Origin of the sequence: Hymenobacter armeniacus, from assembly GCF_014699055.1 — a bacterium.
GTDB classification, from domain to species: Bacteria; Bacteroidota; Bacteroidia; order Cytophagales; family Hymenobacteraceae; genus Hymenobacter; species Hymenobacter armeniacus.
In genome coordinates this window covers 260969-280995 of sequence record NZ_JACXAC010000005.1, presented here as the reverse complement: position 1 = coordinate 280995, position 20027 = coordinate 260969, and the positions used below count along the sequence as shown (strand labels likewise).

The 20027-nt window shown below is 61.6% G+C and carries 20 protein-coding genes; 7 read left to right on the top strand and 13 right to left on the bottom strand.

The features are described 5' to 3' along the window. Positions 1-2: 2 nt before the first annotated feature. Together IC234_RS15890 and coaE are read left to right on the top strand one after the other, a co-directional pair. Positions 3-734 carry a YbbR-like domain-containing protein gene (locus tag IC234_RS15890; protein WP_190926472.1) on the top strand — a complete coding sequence of 244 codons (732 nt, stop codon included), beginning with the start codon at positions 3-5 and terminating at the stop codon, positions 732-734. Between the two features lie 2 nt (positions 735-736). Next, positions 737-1342, top strand: coding sequence for a dephospho-CoA kinase (gene coaE / locus IC234_RS15885; RefSeq protein ID WP_190926470.1), 606 nt, complete (start codon positions 737-739; stop codon positions 1340-1342). A 54-nt stretch (positions 1343-1396) separates the two neighbouring features. Here coaE and IC234_RS15880 read toward each other — a convergent pair whose 3' ends face one another. After that, the gene (locus tag IC234_RS15880; protein WP_223827754.1) at positions 1397-1663 is read right to left on the bottom strand and encodes an ArsR/SmtB family transcription factor; all 267 of its coding nucleotides are present in this window, start codon (positions 1661-1663) and stop codon (positions 1397-1399) included. Between the two features lie 295 nt (positions 1664-1958). Between IC234_RS15880 and IC234_RS15875 the strand changes: the two genes are divergently transcribed. The 3 genes from IC234_RS15875 to IC234_RS15865 all read left to right on the top strand — a co-directional run bounded on the left by IC234_RS15875 (position 1959) and on the right by IC234_RS15865 (position 5582). Then, complete coding sequence (locus tag IC234_RS15875) at positions 1959-3188, top strand: Glu/Leu/Phe/Val dehydrogenase dimerization domain-containing protein (protein WP_190926465.1); 1230 nt, start codon at positions 1959-1961, stop codon at positions 3186-3188. A 366-nt stretch (positions 3189-3554) separates the two neighbouring features. After that, positions 3555-4298 carry an LOG family protein gene (locus IC234_RS15870; protein ID WP_223827753.1) on the top strand — a complete coding sequence of 248 codons (744 nt, stop codon included), beginning with the start codon at positions 3555-3557 and terminating at the stop codon, positions 4296-4298. A gap of 90 nt (positions 4299-4388) precedes the next feature. Further along, a complete protein-coding gene (locus IC234_RS15865; protein ID WP_190926461.1) occupies positions 4389-5582 on the top strand; it encodes a lycopene cyclase family protein in 1194 nt (397 codons plus the stop codon). Positions 5583-5589: 7 nt separating this feature from the next. Here IC234_RS15865 and IC234_RS15860 read toward each other — a convergent pair whose 3' ends face one another. The 3 genes from IC234_RS15860 to IC234_RS15850 form a co-directional block, all read right to left on the bottom strand. After that, positions 5590-6297, bottom strand: coding sequence for an ABC transporter ATP-binding protein (locus IC234_RS15860; RefSeq protein ID WP_190926459.1), 708 nt, complete (start codon positions 6295-6297; stop codon positions 5590-5592). A 101-nt stretch (positions 6298-6398) separates the two neighbouring features. After that, the gene (locus IC234_RS15855) at positions 6399-6620 is read right to left on the bottom strand and encodes a DUF2795 domain-containing protein (RefSeq protein WP_035561220.1); all 222 of its coding nucleotides are present in this window, start codon (positions 6618-6620) and stop codon (positions 6399-6401) included. Positions 6621-6733: 113 nt separating this feature from the next. After that, the gene (locus tag IC234_RS15850) at positions 6734-8050 is read right to left on the bottom strand and encodes a DUF349 domain-containing protein (protein ID WP_190926457.1); all 1317 of its coding nucleotides are present in this window, start codon (positions 8048-8050) and stop codon (positions 6734-6736) included. A gap of 276 nt (positions 8051-8326) precedes the next feature. Between IC234_RS15850 and ettA the strand changes: the two genes are divergently transcribed. Further along, positions 8327-9991: an energy-dependent translational throttle protein EttA gene (gene ettA, locus IC234_RS15845; protein WP_190926455.1), complete on the top strand. Its 1665-nt coding sequence runs from the start codon at positions 8327-8329 to the stop codon at positions 9989-9991. 149 nt (positions 9992-10140) lie between these two features. Then, positions 10141-12030: a T9SS type B sorting domain-containing protein gene (locus IC234_RS15840; protein WP_190926453.1), complete on the top strand. Its 1890-nt coding sequence runs from the start codon at positions 10141-10143 to the stop codon at positions 12028-12030. 91 nt (positions 12031-12121) lie between these two features. On the opposite strand, the gene IC234_RS15835 is transcribed toward IC234_RS15840, so the two are convergent. From IC234_RS15835 to panC, 9 genes are all read right to left on the bottom strand, one after another. Continuing rightward, positions 12122-13012, bottom strand: a complete 891-nt coding sequence (locus tag IC234_RS15835) for a hypothetical protein (protein ID WP_190926451.1) — start codon at positions 13010-13012, stop codon at positions 12122-12124. A 2-nt stretch (positions 13013-13014) separates the two neighbouring features. Then, a complete protein-coding gene (locus IC234_RS15830) occupies positions 13015-13275 on the bottom strand; it encodes a hypothetical protein (protein ID WP_190926449.1) in 261 nt (86 codons plus the stop codon). A gap of 168 nt (positions 13276-13443) precedes the next feature. Continuing rightward, the gene (locus IC234_RS15825; RefSeq protein WP_190926447.1) at positions 13444-14256 is read right to left on the bottom strand and encodes a peptidoglycan recognition protein family protein; all 813 of its coding nucleotides are present in this window, start codon (positions 14254-14256) and stop codon (positions 13444-13446) included. Between the two features lie 32 nt (positions 14257-14288). Next, complete coding sequence (locus IC234_RS15820) at positions 14289-15560, bottom strand: hypothetical protein (RefSeq protein ID WP_190926445.1); 1272 nt, start codon at positions 15558-15560, stop codon at positions 14289-14291. 336 nt (positions 15561-15896) lie between these two features. Then, positions 15897-16520, bottom strand: a complete 624-nt coding sequence (locus IC234_RS15815; RefSeq protein ID WP_190926442.1) for a helix-turn-helix transcriptional regulator — start codon at positions 16518-16520, stop codon at positions 15897-15899. A 250-nt stretch (positions 16521-16770) separates the two neighbouring features. After that, the gene (locus tag IC234_RS15810) at positions 16771-17448 is read right to left on the bottom strand and encodes a zinc metallopeptidase (protein WP_190926440.1); all 678 of its coding nucleotides are present in this window, start codon (positions 17446-17448) and stop codon (positions 16771-16773) included. Positions 17449-17475: 27 nt separating this feature from the next. Beyond that, positions 17476-17955, bottom strand: coding sequence for a D-glycero-beta-D-manno-heptose 1-phosphate adenylyltransferase (gene rfaE2 / locus IC234_RS15805; RefSeq protein ID WP_190926438.1), 480 nt, complete (start codon positions 17953-17955; stop codon positions 17476-17478). A gap of 60 nt (positions 17956-18015) precedes the next feature. Continuing rightward, positions 18016-19062, bottom strand: coding sequence for a lysylphosphatidylglycerol synthase transmembrane domain-containing protein (locus tag IC234_RS15800; RefSeq protein ID WP_190926436.1), 1047 nt, complete (start codon positions 19060-19062; stop codon positions 18016-18018). 90 nt (positions 19063-19152) lie between these two features. Then, positions 19153-19998: a pantoate--beta-alanine ligase gene (gene panC / locus IC234_RS15795; protein WP_190926434.1), complete on the bottom strand. Its 846-nt coding sequence runs from the start codon at positions 19996-19998 to the stop codon at positions 19153-19155. Positions 19999-20027 lie beyond the last annotated feature (29 nt).

The window sequence follows — 20027 nt, the reverse complement described above, 5'->3', positions numbered from 1 at the left end:
CCATGGACGGGCCGCTGAACCGGGCGGGCCGGCTGGTGCGCTGGTTCGTGCGGCCCTTTGCGGGCCAGGAACCCAGTTTTTACCGGGCCGTGACGGCGTGCCTGCTGGCCGCCGGCCTGTTCTGGCAAATGAACGCCCTGAACAAGACTTACACCACGCGCGTGAGCTGCCCCTTGGCCTGGCACTACGACTCGGCCCGCTACGTGCCCCTGCGGCCACTGCCCACGGCGTTGCCAGTCACCGTCACGGGCCAGGGCTGGCGGCTATTGCGCGCCAACATGGGCTGGGGCACCCACCCCGCCGACCTGCGCCCCGTGCCCCTGCCGGGCACGCGCTACCTGCCCCCCGCCGCCTGGCGCCGCGGTCTCCAAAATGCGCTTGAGGGCGTGCAGATAAACGAGTGGGCCGGCGACACCCTCCGGCTGACCTTCGACCGCTACGCCACGCGGCGCCTGCCCCTGGCACTGGCGCCCGATTCGGGGCAGACTCGGGCGGCGCGCTTCACGCCCGCCACCGTTAGCTTTCGCGGGCCAGCCTCGCTGGTTAACTCGTTGCCCAGCCCCTACCCCGTGGCACTGCCCAAGGGCGCCGGCGCGTCCGACAATGTCGAAGTAGAGTTGCGTGCCCCGTCGCAGGTGCGGCCGTCCGTTTCCACGGTGCGCGTGAGCCGCCTTGCCAACACAGCGCCGGCCGCGCCCGGGCGTCGTCGCGCCATCAACCACTTCAGTCGTTAACCATGCTGCGCATTGGCATCACCGGCGGCATTGGCTCGGGCAAGAGCATTGCCAGCCGCTTGTTTCAGGCCCTGGGCGTGCCCACCTACGACGCCGACTCCCGCGCCCGCTGGCTGATGGAAAACGGGGCCGAGCTGCGCCGTGAGCTCACCGCAGCCTTTGGCCCCGACACCTACGACGCCGCCGGCCGGCTCAACCGGCCGCTGCTGGCCAGCACGGTGTTCAACAATCCCGCGCTGCTGGCGCAGCTCAACGCGCTGGTGCACCCGCAGGTAGGCCTCGATTTTGAAGCCTGGGCTCGGGCGCAGGAGGCCGCGGGCCACCCCTACGTGCTCAAGGAAGCCGCCCTGCTCTTCGAAGCAGGCTCGTACCAACAGCTCGACCGCATCATTACGGTGTATGCGCCGCTGCCGGTGCGCGAGGCGCGGGTGCTGCGCCGCGACCCGCACCGCTCCCTGGCCGACGTGCGGGCCATCATGGCCAAACAGCTCAGCGAGGAGGAGAAGATGCAACGCGCCGACTACGTGCTGACCAACGACGACGCGCAGCCGCTGCTGCCGCAGGTGCTGGCCTTGCACGCTGCGTTCAGCGCGCCGCAGGGCGCATAAAAAAGGCTGCCTCTTGCGAAACAGCCTCCTTCAACTAAAGCTAGCTAGCTCAGGCTACAACCGGCCCGAATAATCTTCCAGGGTATCAATTACTTTCAGCAGCTGCGGCACTGCCAGCGAGTAATAAATCTTGGTGCCCACTTTGCTCGACTTCAGCACGCCCCGGTCTTTGAGGGTGATGAGGTGTTGCGAAGCAATGGCCTGGGGAAGGTCGAGGGCCTGGTAGATATCGGTAACGGACATTTGGCTGTCCTTGCCTTTGGTTTTGCCCAGCAGGTCAACAATGGCCAAACGTTTGGGATGCGAGAGAACCTTGAGCATAGCCGCGGCACGGTCCAACTGTTGCGCTTCAACACGCGAATGCAATGGTTTCATGAAGTCGATAAAAAGTGAAAGGAAAATGGAAGCGTAGAATAAGTGCAATACAGCGGTACTACTCAGGTAGTTCCTAAAGACTATGCAAAATAGGAAGAAATAGATTTATTTTTCCTTCCTATACTGCAGTATTTGAAGATTTTTATTTTCAAATGGGTAACATCCTATTTGAAAGCCCGGCACCGGGCCGCCGCGTACCTTTGCGGCCCTGTTTGTAAAGACGCTTTTTTGTATTCAACCGATGCTTGACCTGCTCACAAAATTTGAAAACAAGCGCCCCGAAATCGTATTCGAGTGGCAAGACGCTGAAACCGAAGCCGAAGGCTGGGTGGTCATCAACTCCCTGCGCGGGGGCGCGGCCGGGGGCGGCACGCGCATGCGCAAAGGCCTCGACAAGCGCGAGGTAGAAAGCCTGGCAAAAACGATGGAGGTCAAGTTCACGGTGTCGGGGCCGGCAATCGGCGGGGCGAAATCGGGCATCAACTTCGACCCGCAGGACCCGCGCAAGCGCGGGGTGTTGGAAAGGTGGTACCGCGCCGTCATTCCGCTATTGAAAAACTACTACGGCACCGGTGGTGACCTTAACGTAGATGAGATACATGAGGTTATACCGATAACTGAAGAATACGGACTGTGGCACCCGCAGGAAGGTGTGGTGAACGGCCATTACCGCGCCACCGAACCCCAAAAAATCCAGAAGCTGGGCCAGCTGCGCCAGGGCGTGGTGAAAGTGGTGGAAGACGCCACCTTCTCACCCGACTTGGCCCGCAAATACACCGTGGCCGACCTCATCACCGGCTACGGCGTGGCCGAGGCCGTGCGCCATTACTACCGCCTCTGGCCCGGCACAGAGCTGCGCGGGCAGCGCGCCATCATCCAGGGCTGGGGCAACGTGGGCGCGGCGGCGGCCTATTACCTGGCCGGCCAGGGCGTGCGCATTGTGGGCATCATCGACCGGGCCGGCGGCCTGCTGAGCACCGACGGCCTGGGCCTGGAAGAAATCCGCGCCCTGCTGCTGGCCCGCAAAGGCAATGCCCTGACGGCCGAGCACCTGCTCTCGTTTGCCGAAATCAACGAGCGGGTGTGGTCGGTGGGGGCCGATATTTTCATTCCGGCCGCGTCGTCGCGCCTCGTCACGCAGGCGCAGGTGGAGCAGCTGCTGGCCGGTGGCCTCAAGGTGATAAGCTGCGGCGCCAACGTGCCCTTCGCCGACCCGGAAATTTTCTTCGGGCCCACCGGCGTGTTTGCCGACGAGCGCGCGGCCGTCATCCCCGATTTCATTGCCAACTGCGGCATGGCCCGCGTGTTTGCCTACCTCATGGAAACCGGCGCCGAAATCACCGACCAAGCCATTTTTGCCGACACTTCGCGCATCATCGGGGCCGCGCTGGAGCGCACGCATCAGGAAAATTCGCAGGCCACCGGCATCGCGCAGCGCTCGTTCGAGATGGCGCTGCGGCAGCTGGTGTGAGGCGATAGCCAGAAGAGCGACAACGGGTTAAGCTGAGCTTGCTGGGGCCCTGGCACAAGCGCTGCAATCGATTGTAGCGCGCCAGCGGCCGTGGCAAGCTCGGCATACTGCTCTTCTTCAAGCCCTAAAACGTGGGCAAGCGTGATTGTTTGCTAACAAATCAATATCTTTGACGCCCTACTTTTGAGTCGCCCCGGTTCGGGGCGATTTTGTTTTTGGTAGGTATTTCCACTTGCAATTATGTCTACACTGAAAAAACCCAAGACCAGCAAAACCAAAGCGGCCGACGAAATGCTGAACGCCGGCAGCGGCAAAACCATCAAGCAGCCCAACGTCAACGACGACAAGCTGACCTCCATCACGGAGATGCGCCAGAGCGCGCACGGCGAAACCACCATGGCCCTGGAGGACGAGCAGCGCCTGCGCAAAGCCTTCGTGGACAAGGACTGGAACGAAATCAAAATCGCCGACAGCTGGCAGATTTTCAAGGTGATGGCCGAGTTTGTGGAGGGCTTCGAGAAGATGTCCAAAATCGGTCCCTGCGTGAGCATCTTCGGCTCGGCGCGCACCAAGCCCGACAATCCTTACTACAAGCAGGCCGAGGAAATTGCGGCCAAGCTGGTGCGCCACGGCTACGGCGTCATCACGGGCGGCGGCCCCGGCATCATGGAGGCCGGCAACAAGGGCGCCCGCTCCGAGGGCGGCAAGTCGGTGGGCCTCAACATTGAGCTGCCCTTCGAGCAAACCCACAACATCTACATCGACCAGGACAAGTGCATCGACTTCGATTACTTCTTCGTGCGCAAGGTGATGTTTGTGAAATACGCGCAGGCCTTCGTGGGCATGCCCGGCGGCTTCGGCACGCTCGACGAGCTGTTTGAAGCCATGACGCTGATTCAGACCAAGAAAATCAGCCGCTTCCCCATCGTGCTGGTGGGCTCGGCGTACTGGAACGGCCTGTTTCAGTGGGTGAAAGACGTGATGCTGCACGAAGAGCACAACATCTCGCCCGAGGACCTAAACCTGGTGCAGATTGTGGACGACGCCAGCGAAGCCGTGAAAATCATCGACGACTTCTACCACAAGTACCTGCTGTCGCCGAACTTCTAAACCGGTCCGGCAAGCCCGTGGTTATGCAAAGCCGCTTCTTCGGAAGCGGCTTTTTTGTGGGTAGCTTTCGCCTGCCGTTGCCATTTTTTTATGCCCGCTCCTACCGCCGCCACTTTCGATTATGATTACCTCATTGTGGGCGGCGGGGCGGCCGGCCTCAGCTTGGCCTATCACATTGCGCAGGAACCCCGGCTGGCCCGCAAGAAAGTGCTGCTTATCGAGCCGGAGGCCAAGGCACAGGACGACCGCACCTGGTCCTTCTGGGCCGATGCGCCGGGTCTATTCGACGGCATTGTGGCGCACGAGTGGCGACAAATTGCCTTCCGCAGCCCCGGCTTTGAGCGCGTCATCGACTTGGGCCGCTACCGCTACAAAACCATCAACGGGCTGGATTACTACCGCTTCGTGCAACGGGCGCTGGCCGACAACCCCCAGTTTACCATCGTGCGGGGCACGGTGATTGACCTGGAAGATGGCGCTGACGGCGTACGGGTGCGCAGCAGTTGCGGCGATTTCCGGGCGCGCTACGCGTTCGATAGTCGCCCGCCGGACTTGGCTGCGTTGAGGCGACCGGAGAAGCACCGCTACCTGCTGCAGCACTTCGTGGGCTGGGAAATCGAAACCGACCACGACGCGTTCGACCCCGCCACGGTGGAGTTTATGGACTTTCGCGGCGAGCAGCACCACGAGGCGCGGTTTATGTACGTGCTGCCGTTCTCGGCCCGCAAAGCACTGGTAGAGTACACATTGTTCTCAGAAAACCCGCTACCCAAAGCAGAATACGAAGCTGCTCTCCGTCAATATCTGAGCACGACGCTGGGGCTGGCCGATTACCGCATTACGGCCGAAGAAGTGGGCGCCATTCCGATGACCGACCACCCGCTGCCGGCTCGCATCGGCCCGCACATCATCAACCTGGGCACCCGCGGCGGGCGGGCCAAGCCCAGCACCGGCTACGCCTTCAAGCGCATTCAGCAGCATTCGGCACGGCTGGTGGCGGCCCTGGCCAGCACCGGCCACCCGCCCCCCGACCCCACCGGCGACCAATGGCAATTCCGGCTCTTCGACACGCTGCTGCTGGACATCATGCGCCGGCGGGGCGAAACGACGCGGGACATTTTCCGCCAGCTGTTCGAGCGCAACCCCGTGGAACGCATCTTCCGCTTTCTGGACGAAACGACCTCATGGGCCGACAATTTCCGCATCATGAACTCGGTGTCGCCCGGCCCCTTCATGCGGTCTATCGGGCAGGTGCTGCTGGGGCGGCCGGGGCAGCGGGAGTAAGCCTTGCTTAACGCTGCGGGGCTTGCTCCAGGCAGGCGCGGGCCGCTTGCACAGTGGCGGCCGAAATGAGGCGCAGCTGCGGCTCCGCTTCTGACAGATTGAGCAGATAGCCCGACAACTCGGGCAGGTTGTCGAGGTCGTGGGTGCTGCAGAGCACGGTTTTGCCCTGCGCCGTGGCCCACTCGTGCACCAAGCTGAATACCTGGCGGCGGTAGTACACGTCGAGCTGCTGCGTGGGCTCATCCAGCAGATACACCTGCGCATCCTGCAGGCTGAGCTGGGCCAGCCACACCAACTGCTGCTCCCCGCCCGAGAGCTGGGTGAAGTCGCGCGCGGCCAGGTGCGCCATGCCCACCCGGGCCAACGCGGCGTCGGCCAGCGCGTAGTCGGCCGGCGAATAGGCGCTCAGCAGGCCGTGGTGGCGGTAGCGGCCCATGACCACCAGCTCGCGCACGGCAATGGCAAAGTCGATGCTGCCGCGCTGGGGCAGGTAGCCCAGCAGGCCGGCGGCTGCGGCGCGGCGCAGGGTGCGCACCTCGTGCCCGTGCAGCTGCACGCTGCCCTGGTAGGCCAGCTGCCCCGTCAGTACCCGAAAAAGAGTGGTTTTGCCGCTGCCGTTGTGGCCCACCACGGCCACGAAAGCCGGCTCGGGCAGGCACAAAAAAAGGTTGCGGACCAGCACCCTGCCGGGGTAGCCCGCAACCAGTTGTTGCATGTTGAGGGGTGAGTGTTGCGTGGTGAGTGACGGATTGTTGTGCATCAACAGGCTCGCGTCGCGTCAATCATCTAACAGTAACCCCTTAGCAGTCAGTAGTTCTAGTACTCGTCCTCGTTGAACATGAAGTCCTCCTTGGTGGGGTAGTCGGGCCACACTTCCTCGATGTTCTCGTAGGGCTGGCCGTCGTCTTCCAGGGCTTGGAGGTTTTCCACCACTTCCATGGGCGCGCCCGAGCGGATGGAGAAGTCAATCAGTTCGTCTTTGGTGGCGGGCCAGGGAGCATCTTCCAGATAAGATGCGAGTTCGAGTGTCCAATACATAGGGAGGCGGATAAAAAAAGGTTGGCGAAGGTAACTATTTCCGGGCAAGATACAAGCCCGAAACGGCGGCATTCCGGCGGCCTTTTCGGCAACGCAAAACGCGGCCCAAAGTTTTAGCCGGCGGCCTGGGCTTGCTGGTTAAACAAGGCAATCAGGTCGTTTTTCGTGCGGATTTTGCGTTCAAACGACCGGATTTTGGTTTGCAGCATCTGCCGGAACGAGTCGTTGGCGGCGCTGGGGCTCAGCTTGTCAAGATTGTCGCGCAGGGTGGCCAGCTCGGCTTGGTCGTCCTTGAGCAGCTCGCGCAGGGTGCTGGCCCGGTAGCGGGCGCGCTCGGCCGGAGCCGTGGGCACGGCCTCGGTGGCGGCACGCTTGCGCAAGTGGTACTCCAACGCGCTGAGCTCGAATATCTTGTCGCAAGCCACCATGAAGCGCTGCCAGATGCGGTCCGACTCTTCGCCGCGCACGGTGCCTACCTGTTTCCACTCGGCTTGCAGGGCTTTGGCCTGATGAATGGCCTCCTGGGGCGGCACGGCCATGAGGGCCTCGGCGCGCTCGGCGAGGGCGCGCTTGCGGGCCAGCAACTGCTCGGGCGTGGCGGCGGCGCCGGTGCCGGCGGCCTGCTGCGCCGCAATGTGCGCTTTGAGGCGCTCAAAGAAATGGTTGTTGGCCGCCCGGAAGCGCGTCCAGAGTTCGGAAGCCTGCTTCTTGGGGAGGGTGCCGTTTACTTCGCGCCAGGCCTGCTGCAGCTGTTTGAGCTGCCGCGAGGTGGCCTCGAACTGGTCGGAGTTCTTGAGGTTTTCGGCCTGCTGAATGAGCTCGCGGTAGCGGTTTTGTACGCGCGCCACCATGGCCTTCTTGTCCGACTGAAAGGCTTTGCGCCGGTCAAAAAACTCCTGAATGGCGGCTTGGAACCGCGTTTCCAGCTCGTCGGTCATGGCTTTGTCGACGGGGCCGGTTTTGAGCCAGCCCTGGCGCAGGTCCTTCACTTTCTCGCTGGCCGACACCCACTCCACGCTGTCGCGCAGGGCCTCGGCCTCCTGGATGAAGCCGAGCTTGGTGGCCAGGTTTTTCTCGCGGTTTTGAGCCACCGTCACGGCAATGGCTTCTTCGGCTTCGGTGAGACGGCGGTGCAAGGCGGCAAAATCGCCTAGGCCATCGTAGGTCAGCAGCTGCTCTTTCAGGTGCAACGCCTTCATCAGGAAGGAACCTTTGTTGTCGCTGGCCTCCATTTTCATGAGCAGCGAATCTACTTTTGCCCGCAGAGCTTCAAAGCGTTGGGCAAAATACAGGAGGGCGGCTTCGTCGGTTTCTTTGACCAGGCCTATCTGGCGGGCGGGCTGGGCAAGCACGGGGCGCAGCCACACGCCGCCGGCTTCCACGTAGCCGTAGCGCTGGGCTTCGGCCAGCAAGTGGTCGGTTGGTTCCATACTAATGTGTAAGCTCGTGGGTAGGAGTGCGGAATACGGGGCAGAGCGGTGAAAAGGGGTGAAGTGGCTGAAAAATGGATTGGGAAGGGAATACAAGTTTACGGTAAAAAGGTGATGTAATGATGTAGCCGCGGGGAAACGTGCCCAAAACCGGGTTTGACGCCCGGGAACCACCGACACACGGCCCCGAAAACCCGACGGCCGGCGCATGGCCCACTAGCCGCGGTTGCCGTTCTTTGCGCTTGCAATTCGTCCATCAGCCCTTCCCGACTCCCCATGAGCGACCAGACCATCATCTTCAGCATGGCCGGCGTGAGTAAGATTTACCCGCCCCAGAAGCAAGTTCTCAAGAACATCTACCTCTCGTTTTTCTACGGCGCCAAGATTGGCGTGTTGGGCTTGAACGGCTCGGGCAAGTCGAGCCTGTTGAAAATTATTGCCGGCGTCGACAAGCAGTTTCAGGGCGAAGTGGTGTTTTCGCCGGGCTATTCGGTGGGCTACCTCGAGCAGGAACCCCAGCTCGACCCCACCAAAACCGTGCGCGAGGTGGTGGAAGAAGGCGTGGCCGAAACCGTGGCCCTGCTCAAGGAGTTCGACGAAATCAACGAGGCCTTTGGGGCCGAAGACGCCGACTTCGACAAGCTGCTTGACCGCCAAGGCAAGGTGCAGGAACGACTGGACCAGCTCGACGCCTGGAACCTGGACTCGAAGCTGGAGCGGGCCATGGATGCCCTGCGCACCCCGCCCGAGGAGGCCGTTATCGGTAACCTCTCGGGCGGGGAGAAGCGCCGCGTGGCGCTATGCCGCCTGCTGCTGCAGGAGCCCGACGTGCTGCTGCTGGACGAACCCACCAACCACCTCGACGCCGAAAGCGTGTTCTGGCTGGAGCAGCACCTGCAGCAGTACAAAGGCACTGTGATTGCCGTGACCCACGACCGGTACTTCCTCGACAACGTGGCGGGCTGGATTCTGGAGCTGGACCGCGGCTCGGGCATTCCGTGGAAGGGCAACTACTCGTCGTGGCTGGAGCAGAAGACCCAGCGCCTGGCTCAGGAAGAAAACCAGGAAAGCAAGCGCGCCAAGACCCTGCAGCGCGAGCTGGATTGGGTACGCATGTCGCCCAAAGCCCGCCAGAGCAAAGGCAAGGCCCGCCTGGCCAACTACGACAAGCTGGCCAGCGAAGAAGCCAAGGACAAGGAGCAGAAGCTGGAGCTATTCATTCCTGACGGCCCGCGCCTGGGTGCGCAGGTCATCGAGGCCGAGGGCATCACCAAGGCATTTGGCGACAAGCTATTGTTTGAGAACCTGAGCTTTTCGTTGCCGCAGGGGGGCATTGTGGGCATCATCGGGCCGAACGGCGCCGGCAAAACGACGCTCTTCCGCCTCATCACCGACCAACTGCAGCCCGACGCGGGCACCTTCGAAGTAGGCCCCACGGTGCAGACGGCCTACATCGACCAGCAGCACGACACGCTGGACCCCAGCAAATCGGTGTTCGACACCATTACGGGCGGCACCGAAACCATGCTGCTGGCCGGCCGGCCGGTGAACTCCCGCGCCTACGTGAGCAAGTTCAACTTCGGCGGCGGTGACCAGGAGAAGAAAGTGGCCATGCTCTCGGGGGGCGAAAAAAACCGCGTGCACTTGGCCATGACGCTCAAGCAGGGCGCCAACCTGCTGCTGCTCGACGAGCCCACCAACGACCTGGACGTAAACGCCATCCGAGCCCTGGAAGACGCGCTGGAGAACTTCGCCGGTTGCGCCGTCATCATCTCGCACGACCGGTGGTTCCTCGACCGGCTGGCCACCCACATTCTGGCTTTTGAGGGCGACTCGGAAGTGGTGTGGTTCGAGGGAAATTTCTCGGACTATGAGGAAGCCAAGCGCAAGCGCCTGGGTGACGTAGAACCGAAGCGCGTGCGGTACAAGAAGCTGGGCTAGAGAGCACTATAAGCTCAATATCAGATACGCCCCGCCGTTCATTCGGCGGGGCGTGATTGTTTAGCCGGGGCGGTGCCACCCGCGGTCGGCTTAATTTTTGCTTTGCCTGTTCGCTATAAGAATACGGTTCTTCCATCATGCGACTGCCCATGCGTTTTCTTACTGTTCTGTTACTAGTGTGGGCGGGGTGTGGGCAAGTGCAGGCGCAGGGCGAGAACAATAACTGGGCTTTTAATTTTTTGTATGGGCTGAATTTCCGGCCGTCGGGGCCCGCTTTTGTTGCCACCAGCTTCCGGCACTCGGCAGGCGGTTGTTCCGCTATTTCCGACGCCAATGGCCGGCTGTTGTTCTACACCAATGGCAACACGGTCTGGGACAGCCAGCACACCCCTATGACCAATGCCTGCGGCGCCTGCGATGGCACTACCGCGCAGCTCAACGCCGGGTTCGGCGCCCACAACGGCACCCTGATTGTGAAGCGGCCGGGTAGCCAGTCGCTTTACTACGTTTTCACCACCGACTCGCAGCAAAACTTGCTTAACGGGGGCCTGTCCTACACCGAGGTAGACATGTCGTTGCGCAGCGGGCTCGGCGGCGTCACGGCCGTGCGCAACGTGCGCCTGCCCACCCCCACCCTCACCAGCAAAATCGCTGAAGGTGTGGTGGGGATGCAGCACGCCAACCGTCGGGACGTATGGGTGGTGGTGCACGGCTTGGGAACTAACTCCTTTTACAGTCTTCTGGTGACCTCGGCCGGCGTAAGCCCAGCGCCAGTCACGAGCACCAGCGGCAGCCTGAGCACGAACATCAGCATCATGGCCTTTGCGCCGGATGGCAAGCACTTGGTTCGTGCCGGGCTCTACGCGCCGGTTGAGTTGTTCGACTTTAATGGAGCGTCCGGCTTGCTGAGCAATGCGCAGGTGCTCGACACAGACGTGACAAATTCATTCCTCTTCGATTTCGAGTTTTCAGCCGATGCTTCTAAACTCTACCAGTCTCAATCTTCACGCACGACGTCCAGTGGCAACGTGTTTGAAACTCATTTTTTGTGTCAGTATGACTTACGGGCAGGCTCACCCGCGGACGTCCGGAACTCCAAGCTGATGATTTATAAAACCTTTTTCACGGACCCTGATTTTAGGCCACTGTCGGACCTGGAAATTGGGCCAGATGGCCGCATTTATGCGACCTCCGGCAACACGTTGGGCATTATCGACCGCCCCAATCGCCGCGGCTTGGCCGCGAATTTTCGCCCGGTTGGACTACCTGTCGTCAATGTCAGCAACATTACCGGTGCCAATGGCAACGAGCTGCAAAACATCGTGCGCCTGCAGCCTCCGTCGCTCGACTTTATGGCCGAAACCGCTTGCGCGGGCTCCACAGTCCAGTTCGCACCCTATGAAATCCCCACGGGCACAGGCCCCCTCACCTGGACCTTCTCCGACCCGCTTACCGGCCTGGCCGATTCGGTGCAGGGGACTTCAGTCACGCGCACTTACCCGTTGGCTGGCACCTACACCGTGACGCTTTCGACCGTGTTGCGGGGGCAGTACTACCGCTTCGAGCGCAACCTCATCATCTCCCCACTTCCCGCCCTTGCGTTACCCGACACCATTCGCCTGTGCGGGGGCTCTGTGCTGATGCAACTCGGCGCGCAACCCGCCGGCACCACCTTCCGGTGGTCTGATGGCTCAGCCAGCAGCCAACTTGCCATAAGTCAGCCAGGCAAATACTGGGTGAAAGTGCGCAATTACCAGGGCTGCGAGCGCGCCGATACCACAGTGGCCATAGCCTGCCAGTTGCCCAACGTCATTACGCCCAATGGGGACGCCGTTAATGAAACGTTCCGCCTCGAGGGCCTAAAAGCCGGCGAGTGGAGCTTAGACGTCTACAACCGTTGGGGCCGGCTGGTATACCGAACAGCAACCTACGACAACCGCTGGAACGCCCAAAACCAATCGGCGGGTATTTATTATTATCTATTACGCAACCGCCAGTCCGGCCAGCGCCTACGGGGTTGCTTAGAAGTGATTCGCTAGCGCCCACCACGCCATTGGTAAACCCTCCCACAAGTGCAAGGCAACCGCACAAGAGCTAGAGTCATCCAGCATGCGTTACAGGCTTAGCGGACTAAAAAGCGACGGTTAGACCTATTCCGTACTGGTCGCCCTGATTAAAATTCGGCGCTCCTGACCCTTTCTGGTATTCGAAGTCCAAGTACTGTTTTTTATACGCTCCGGTGCCGGGCATGTAAAGTCGTAGCTTGCCTTGCACCCGATGGTACCACGCCTGGTTTTTGAAGTCATACCATAAGTCGGCATTTCCGATAGCGCCGGCCTGCAAGAAGCCAATCTTGATGAGCGGTTCGCCGGCATCGATAGCGAAGGAGCCTTTCGCCCGGAAGATGCCATTATCACGCAATTCCTTGCCCTCCACCGCCTCCCCGCCTTTCAGGTGCTGGCCCGTGGTGTCGTTCTTGAACTTGTAACCACCTTGCAGAAATACCCCAATGCGTGTGGAGCGCATGAAAGGAGTGATATGCTTGTTGCCAGCAATCTGATACCACGGAGCGTAGCCAACTTCCGCCACGCCGTTGATGACCCGGAATGTGTTGTTGCTTTCCAAGCCTGCTGATACCGGAAACAGGTGAAATATCCGCCGGGAGTTTACTGTGCGTAGGCCCCCAACCGTGGTGTCGCGGAACACCATGGCGAAGCCCTGTGCTTTGATATTTATGGAGGAAAACGCATCCGCGGTTCCCGTCAACACATTGATTTCGGGAGACAATTGAAACAACGCGTTTTTGCTGGTTGAAGCGACCAGGATGTCTTGGTATTTAAAGGTGCTATCCCATGCTTGAGCATACGAAATGGCCAGCTTGATGGCATTTGCCTTAAGGTCGGTGCGTAAGCTGCTCAGGTTGATTGCCGTTCCTTCCTGGCTTATCTGCCCAACAGCTCTGGTTGAACAAAAGCATAGCGCTACCACTAAGCCGACCACAAACGTGCGTCTTGTGCCCATGACTAAAGTATCCTAGCGGTTAACTGAATGACGTTCAACTTTAGCCAATTGCTAGGCCATGGCTTGTCAACTCCGCCATTCGCTTTAATTGTCCACCGAATGATTGCCCGGTATACATTGGCCGAATGGGCATTGCCCCACCCGTCATTGGTCGACAAAACATCTTCGTGAATGGTCGCGTCATCAATCGGCACACCGGTGTTGTTGAAGCTACCCAAATGGTATTTCATAACCGTTTGCAGTGCTAGAGGGGTAATTGCCATGGGAAATTTGAAACTAATGGCGTATTTCTCTTTCGGTTGCAGCCTTTTTGCTGTACCATTTTCAGCTTCTTTGCGGAAGCAACAAACTCCCTGTTTCGAGCTCCGTTTATCAAACAGTCCTCTACATTGACTAGGGCGTGCTTGCGTTGGAGTGCTTCAAGCGCCCTTTCATCGCACGGCCCCGCTCCAGCAAAACAGTCCGCCGGGGCTGAGCTCGTACCAGTCGTCGTTGCCGCTCACGGCTTCGCCCACCACGCGGCCCTGCACGGGCAGCACCGCCCCGGCTGGCACTTGCCGGGCCACCGGCGCGCGCCGAAACGGCTCGCCCTGCCGGATGTTGACCAAGCCTTGCGCGGCTACGCTGCTGGGCAGCGGCGGCAGGTCGGGCAAGACCCCTCCGATGCTCTGAAAGATGGCCGTGACGTCGGCCAATAGCTGCGGAAACGTGCGCCGGCTGTGCGACAAGCCCGCCACCGGGTCGAACTTCCGGCCGGGGTCGAGAAAGCAATGGCCAGTGATGTCGCGGCGCGGGTCGAGCCCAAAATGCACGCAGAGGTAGGCCAGCAGCCACACGTAGCGCCGGTAGGCTTCGTCGGCGTTGATTGCCCCGCCGTAGCAATACTCCACTCCGATGGCCGCGTCGTTGGCGTTGCAGCCGTAGAGAATGTTGTCTTCGCGCCGGTCGTATAGCACATGCCAGGCTTTTTCGGGTGGGGCCGTCAGGGCCGGCACGCACTCCAGAATCTGGTGGTCGTCGACGAACAAATGGGCTGAGGTAGGCGGTTTGATGAGGTAGGTGTCGCGGTAGTAGCGCACGTTGCCAGCGGCCGTCGAGCCGGGATTCCCAGTGTCGTGGGCCACCAGAAAACGCGCGCGCAACGGGTTGGGACCGGGCGCCGTGAGTGCGTAGCCCCGGCGGCGGGTGCCCAATGGCAGGTAGGCGGGCAAAATATCAAATTCGCGGTCTGGGTACTGTTTCATGACTCGGCGTGAAAAAGTGAGCAGGGGCCGGCTTAGCCCATGGCCAGGCTGGCATCAGGAGCGCCGCTCAGCGTGCCAGCGGGGGGCTGGGCTTCGTTGTCGTCGCCCTCGTCGTCGCGGCGGGTGGGGGTGCCATCGGGCAGCACCGCCGGCGTGGGCGCGGCAGGTGCCGGGCCGCTATCAGTTGGCATACCGGAGGCGCCGGCGTTGGCAGGGGTCACGTTCACAATGGTGGTGGCTCCGCCAGGCAGGGTGCGTTGCACTACCGCCCCTTGGCCCAGGGAATTTCCTTGAATACCGGCGGCGTCTTTGGCCGCTGCCACGTCCGACGAAGCGGGTTTGCTTTCCTGGTATTTGCCAAACAAAAACCCGGTTGTGCTGATGGAAATAAGGCCCAGCAGGCCTTCGTCCAGCGGCGGCAGGTTCCACAGCCGCCACACGTGTCGCACGAAGTATAGCCCCACCAGCAGGTTGAACAGCAGGAATTGGATGCGCGCGATGCTAAACCGGTTTTGCTCGGCCAGGATGTCGCGCCAGAAGCCCTTGCTGACGTCCTTCACGGTGGGTCCTTCGGCGCTGGCGTTCACTTGGTCACTGGTGATGCCGCGGCTGAACAGGTTTCCGCCCAAGCTGATGCCTAGCAGCCCCAACAGGCTCACGGGAATGGCCGCCAGTTCGCCGGTCACGAGGTAGCACAGCAGGTAGGCGCTGAGAATGAGGAAGGTCCAGAACACGAGCTGCACCTTGCTGAGGCTGAACGGCACCGACTCGTAGTGCTTGCCAATCATGTCGGTACGGTCCACATCCAGGCCGTTCAGGTTGCCGCGGAGGATGTCGCTCCGCACCAGGTTGCTGTGCCAGCACAGATACAGCAATACGGCCAGCAGCGCACCCACCAGAAAAAGGCCCAGGTTGAGTTCGTTGCGGCGCACCAGTTCCAGGTAGATGTTGTGGTCCTGCGGAAAGGCATCGCCCAATTGCCCGTTCTCGAACCCAATGCCGATGTGCGCCTTGTGGTCCAGCTTGCTCCGCACCCGGTAAAAAAGCTGCCAGATGGGCTCGGTGGTGGGGTTACGCAGCAATAAGAACCGCACCGTGGCCGTATCGGCGCGGTTGAGCAGGTCCACGCTTTCCGGCGCCATCGGAAAGCTTACCCCGTCGATAAACAGCCGCAGTTCCGTGGGCTTGCGTTTATAAGCCTCCAAGGCTTTGGCCAGGCCGCGCACGCGCAGCACCACGTGGTCGCCCAGTTGCAGGCTGTCGCGGCGCTTGCTGGACAGGTTGTAGACGTCTGTTATCTGCACCAGTGGCGGAGCGGCCTCCGCCGCAGCTACGGGCTTTGGGGCCACTGGCGGGGCGGCCGCTGGCGGGGCGGCTACTGGTGGTGCGCCACCGGCTTCTGGCACTTGGGCCACCGCCGGCCCTATTGCCAACATCAACAGAAAAAGAAAGCCGAGTAACTGTCGAGCGCGCATAATCAGGGGCATTGAGTAGCAGAGTCCGGTGCTGTTTCAAGCAATGAAAAAGCAGTTGTGCCGTGTGCAAAACCAACCGCTCTTTGTGCGCAAGGCCCACCTGCCAAGCAGCCCGTAAAACTCGCTTTTTGCTTTCCCTGCTACATCAGTGCCATCACTGAAAATTCACGCTACCCAGCCCTCCCGCACCGCCCGCGCGGCTAGCCCCACCAGCGTGCGGGTGCCGGCCTTCTGCAGCAGGTTGCGGCGGTGGCTTTCCACGGTGCGCACGTTGATAAACAGCCGGTTGGCAATTTCCTCGTTGCAGCAATCGGCCACCACCAGGCGCAGCACTTCCAGCTCGCGGCGGCTGAACCGCCCGGCAATGGCGTAGGGCGGCAGCACGCGCGGCGGTGGGCTGCCCACAGGCCCAGCCGCAAGCCACGGCGCAATGGCCGCCGCCAACGCATGGGGAGGCACGTGGCTGGGCACAAACAGCCAAGCCCCTGAACCCGCGTGCAGGCCTGCCTCGTGGGCCAGGGTGCGCGCATCGGCCAGCACCAGCAGGCGCTGGGAAGGGCGAGCCTGACGCAGACGCCCCAAGACGTGGGGCAGGTTTAAGCCCGGCAATGCGCCTTCGAGCACCAGCAAGCCGTAGAAATGATGCGTGGCTAACTGTTCTACTTCCGAAGCATCTGCCGTGAGCGTGATGGCCAACTCGGGGCATTGCTCGCGCAACACGGCTAGCAAGCCTTGCCGGAACAGTGTGGGTGCGGCCGCAACCAAGGCCGTTGGGGTAGAAGTGGGCATGGTACTGGCAGAAAAGAAGGTTTCCGCCCCAGCATCGCTGCGCAAGGCAGCCGCGGGCCCGGGCGACAACAGGAAGGGCACCGCAAAGTATAAATCATAATTGAATTATCAATAATTAAATTTCTATATCTTTTGCTTATTGCATGCAAGCTCGTCAGTAGGCAAGCTGGCTGACAGCTAACAGATAAGCACAAAAAAGCCGCTGCTCCGGTTAAGGAACAGCGGCTTTGCCGTCAGGGGCAGCCTGGGCTTAGTTGCGCCGGCTGCCGCTCAGAAAGATGCTGACGTAATACAGCAACGTGGCCAATGAGCTGATGGCAGCTACCACGTAGGTCATGGCGGCCCACCACAAAGCGTCCTTGGCCATGGCGTGCTCCTGCACCGTCACCACGCCGCGCTTGTCCATCCAGGCCAGGGCCCGACGCGACGCGTCGAATTCTACTGGCAGGGTCACGAACGAAAACAAGGTGGTGAGCGAGAACAGCGCAATGCCGATGCCCAGCGGAATGACCGAGCGGTTAATCAGGAACACGCCGGCGAGCAAAATCCACGGCATCCAGGTCGACACCGCGCTCAGGGCCGGCACCATGGCCGAGCGGAACTGCAGCATGGAATACGCGGTGGCGTGCTGCACGGCGTGGCCGCACTCGTGGGCCGCAATGGCGGCCGCGGCGGCGCTGCGCTCGGCGTACACGCCCTCGCTCAGGTTCACGGTTTTGTCGGTGGGGTTGTAGTGGTCGGTGAGGCGGCCTTCGGTGCTGATGATGCGCACGTCGGTGATGCCGTGGTCGGCCAACATGAGTTCGGCGACTTGGGCGCCGGTCAAATTGGCACGCAGGCCCACTTGGGCGTATTGCTTGAACTTGCTACGGAGGCGCCATTGAATGCCCCAACTAACCAGCATCAGCAGAATCAACAGGAAATACATGGCAGTAAGAAAAAAAGGGTGAAACCGCTACGAGGAGTGCAAAATGCGCTCCACGATGCGGGACGTGCTGTAGCCCTGCACTAATGGCACAGTCAGCACCTGCCCGCCCCGGTTTAACACCAACTCATGCCCCACAATTCCGTCAATGGCGTAGTCGTCGCCCTTCACCAGCACGTCGGGCTGCACCAGTTCGATGAGGGCCAGCGGCGTGGGCTCGCCAAACAGCACCACCGCATCCACAAAGGCCAATGAGGCCAGAATACGGGCCCGCGCGTGCTCGTCCTGAATGGGCCGGCCGGGCTTGAGGGCGCCCACCGACGCGTCGGTGTTCAGGCCCACCACCAGGGCGTCGCCCAGGTGCCGGGCCTGTTCCAGGTAGTCCACGTGGCCCAGGTGCAGCAGGTCGAAGCAACCGTTGGTGAACACCACTTTACGTCCCTCGGCCCGCCAGGCCGCTACGGTGGCGGGCAGCTGCTCACGCGTCTGGATTTTGTCTTTGGTCCACATAAAATCAATGGGTGAAGGGTGAATGGGCCAATGCTTTTCGCGCCCATTCACCCACTGAAACTATTCACTGGTCAGCGGCTCGTCGGCAATGGCTTCGGCTTCGGTGAGCAAGCGGCCTTTGTCGGCGGCGGCCACGGCCACGAAGCTGATGCCGCCCATGAGCACCACCAGCAGCGTTTGGGCCCCGTGCACCACCAGCGCGTACGCAATGCCGGCCTCTTTGCTGATGCCGTACACAATCAGCACGCCCTGCACCAGCACGTGGAAGGGGCCGATGCCGCCGGCCACCGGCGCCGCCATGCCAAACGCGCCAAACGTGAGCACGGCCAGGCCGGCGCGCATGTCGAGGCTGTACGTTTCCGGAAAGCAGAAAAACGCCAGGTAGTCCATGAGGTAGTACACGCTCCAGGTGAAGAGCGTGTGGAAGATGAACAGCCACTTGTTTTCCAGCTTCAGCACGCTGAACACGCCGGCCAGCAGCCCTTTCACAAACAACACCGCCTTGTTGAAAAACGCGTTCTGACGCAGCCGCTCCAAGTTGCGAAACAGCGCGAAGCCGGCCACCAGCAGCAGAATGCCGCCCACAAAAGCCGCAATGATGAGCGGCAGCGGGTTGCGGGCCAGGGTCTCGTAGCGTCCGCCCAGGATTTCCACCGTCACAAACCGCCAGAACGTCTGGAAATCCAGCAGCAGCAAGGTGCTGAGCAGGCCCAGCAGCACCAGCACGTCAATCACCCGCTCGGTCACCACCGTGCCGATGGCCACTTGCACCGGCACGCCGCTCGTGCGCCGCAGCACCGAGCAGCGGATGACCTCGCCCATGCGCGGCAGCACAAGGTTGGCCAGGTAGCCCACCATCATGGCGTGGTACACGGGCCAGTAGCCCGCCGGCGTCTGCGAGGCCTTGAGCTGCATCTGCCAGCGGTAGGCCCGGCTGAAGTAGCCCAGCGTGGAAAGCGTAAGCGTGATGGCCAGCCAGAAATAGTTGGCCGTGGCGATGTAATGCCCGATGCGCGACAAATCCTGCCCCCGCACGGCGTACCACATCAGCGCGCCCGAAATGCTCAGCAGCAGGACGTATTTGAGAATGTTTAAGAGCTTTTTCAATAGAAGACCGGAATAGCTGCGGGCGCAAACGAGGAACAAAAACCGCCGCAAAGGTAAAACGCCCTTGCGCGCGGCGTGGCCGCTCCTCCCCTACTCCACCACCACGTTGTCAATCAGGCGCACGCCGCCCAGGTGCGCGGCCAGGCACAGCACCACGGCCCGGCCGGCGGTGTACTCGGCCAGCGGCTGCAGGGTTTGGGCATCGGCCACTTCCACGTATTCGGGCGTGAGCAGCGGCTCCCGGGCCAGGGTGGCCTCGGCCGTGGCGCGCACCTGGGCGGGCGGCACCCCCTGGCGCACCTGGGCCGCGGCGGCTTCCAGCACCTGGTGCAGCAGCGGTGCGGCGGCGCGGGCCGGCGCATCGAGCCGGCGGTTGCGCGAGGACATGGCCAGCCCGTCGGCTTCGCGAATGGTCGGGCAGGTCACAATTTCCAGGTCGAACGACAGGTCGGCCGCCAGTTGCCTGATGACGGCCACCTGCTGCCAATCCTTCTGGCCGAAGTAGGCCCGGTGCGGGCGGGCCATGTGAAATAATTTGCTCACCACCGTGGCCACGCCGTTGAAATGGCCGGGGCGGTGGGCACCTTCCATCACCCGCTCCAAGTCGCCGAAATCGAAGCGCAGGACGGACGGGCGGGGGTACATTTCTTCCACCGTGGGCACAAACAGGGCGGTGCAGCCGGCGGGCTCCAACAGGGCCGCGTCGGCCTCGGGCACGCGGGGGTACAGGCGGAAGTCTTCGGCGTTGTTGAACTGCGTGGGGTTGACAAACAGGCTGACCACCACCACGTCGCAATCGGTGCGGGCGGCTTGTACCAGCTGCAGGTGGCCGTCGTGCAGGGCGCCCATGGTGGGAACCAAGCCGACCCGTTGGCCGGTTTGGCGAGCGTGTTCGGTGTAGGCGTGCAACCCGGCGGCAGTCGTAAGTATCTGCATAGAGAAGGAAGGCTATTGGCAAGGCCCTC

What these genes read in the sequence shown, in the direction of transcription:
- IC234_RS15890 (WP_190926472.1), top strand. Translation starts at nt 3, where the DNA reads ATGGACGGGCCGCTGAACCGGGCGGGCCGGCTGGTGCGCTGGTTCGTG.
- coaE (WP_190926470.1), top strand. Translation starts at nt 737, where the DNA reads ATGCTGCGCATTGGCATCACCGGCGGCATTGGCTCGGGCAAGAGCATT.
- IC234_RS15880 (WP_223827754.1), bottom strand. Translation starts at nt 1,663, where the DNA reads ATGCTCAAGGTTCTCTCGCATCCCAAACGTTTGGCCATTGTTGACCTG.
- IC234_RS15875 (WP_190926465.1), top strand. Translation starts at nt 1,959, where the DNA reads ATGCTTGACCTGCTCACAAAATTTGAAAACAAGCGCCCCGAAATCGTA.
- IC234_RS15870 (WP_223827753.1), top strand. Translation starts at nt 3,555, where the DNA reads ATGCGCCAGAGCGCGCACGGCGAAACCACCATGGCCCTGGAGGACGAG.
- IC234_RS15865 (WP_190926461.1), top strand. Translation starts at nt 4,389, where the DNA reads ATGCCCGCTCCTACCGCCGCCACTTTCGATTATGATTACCTCATTGTG.
- IC234_RS15860 (WP_190926459.1), bottom strand. Translation starts at nt 6,297, where the DNA reads ATGCAACAACTGGTTGCGGGCTACCCCGGCAGGGTGCTGGTCCGCAAC.
- IC234_RS15855 (WP_035561220.1), bottom strand. Translation starts at nt 6,620, where the DNA reads ATGTATTGGACACTCGAACTCGCATCTTATCTGGAAGATGCTCCCTGG.
- IC234_RS15850 (WP_190926457.1), bottom strand. Translation starts at nt 8,050, where the DNA reads ATGGAACCAACCGACCACTTGCTGGCCGAAGCCCAGCGCTACGGCTAC.
- ettA (WP_190926455.1), top strand. Translation starts at nt 8,327, where the DNA reads ATGAGCGACCAGACCATCATCTTCAGCATGGCCGGCGTGAGTAAGATT.
- IC234_RS15840 (WP_190926453.1), top strand. Translation starts at nt 10,141, where the DNA reads ATGCGTTTTCTTACTGTTCTGTTACTAGTGTGGGCGGGGTGTGGGCAA.
- IC234_RS15835 (WP_190926451.1), bottom strand. Translation starts at nt 13,012, where the DNA reads ATGGGCACAAGACGCACGTTTGTGGTCGGCTTAGTGGTAGCGCTATGC.
- IC234_RS15830 (WP_190926449.1), bottom strand. Translation starts at nt 13,275, where the DNA reads ATGGCAATTACCCCTCTAGCACTGCAAACGGTTATGAAATACCATTTG.
- IC234_RS15825 (WP_190926447.1), bottom strand. Translation starts at nt 14,256, where the DNA reads ATGAAACAGTACCCAGACCGCGAATTTGATATTTTGCCCGCCTACCTG.
- IC234_RS15815 (WP_190926442.1), bottom strand. Translation starts at nt 16,520, where the DNA reads ATGCCCACTTCTACCCCAACGGCCTTGGTTGCGGCCGCACCCACACTG.
- IC234_RS15810 (WP_190926440.1), bottom strand. Translation starts at nt 17,448, where the DNA reads ATGTATTTCCTGTTGATTCTGCTGATGCTGGTTAGTTGGGGCATTCAA.
- rfaE2 (WP_190926438.1), bottom strand. Translation starts at nt 17,955, where the DNA reads ATGTGGACCAAAGACAAAATCCAGACGCGTGAGCAGCTGCCCGCCACC.
- panC (WP_190926434.1), bottom strand. Translation starts at nt 19,998, where the DNA reads ATGCAGATACTTACGACTGCCGCCGGGTTGCACGCCTACACCGAACAC.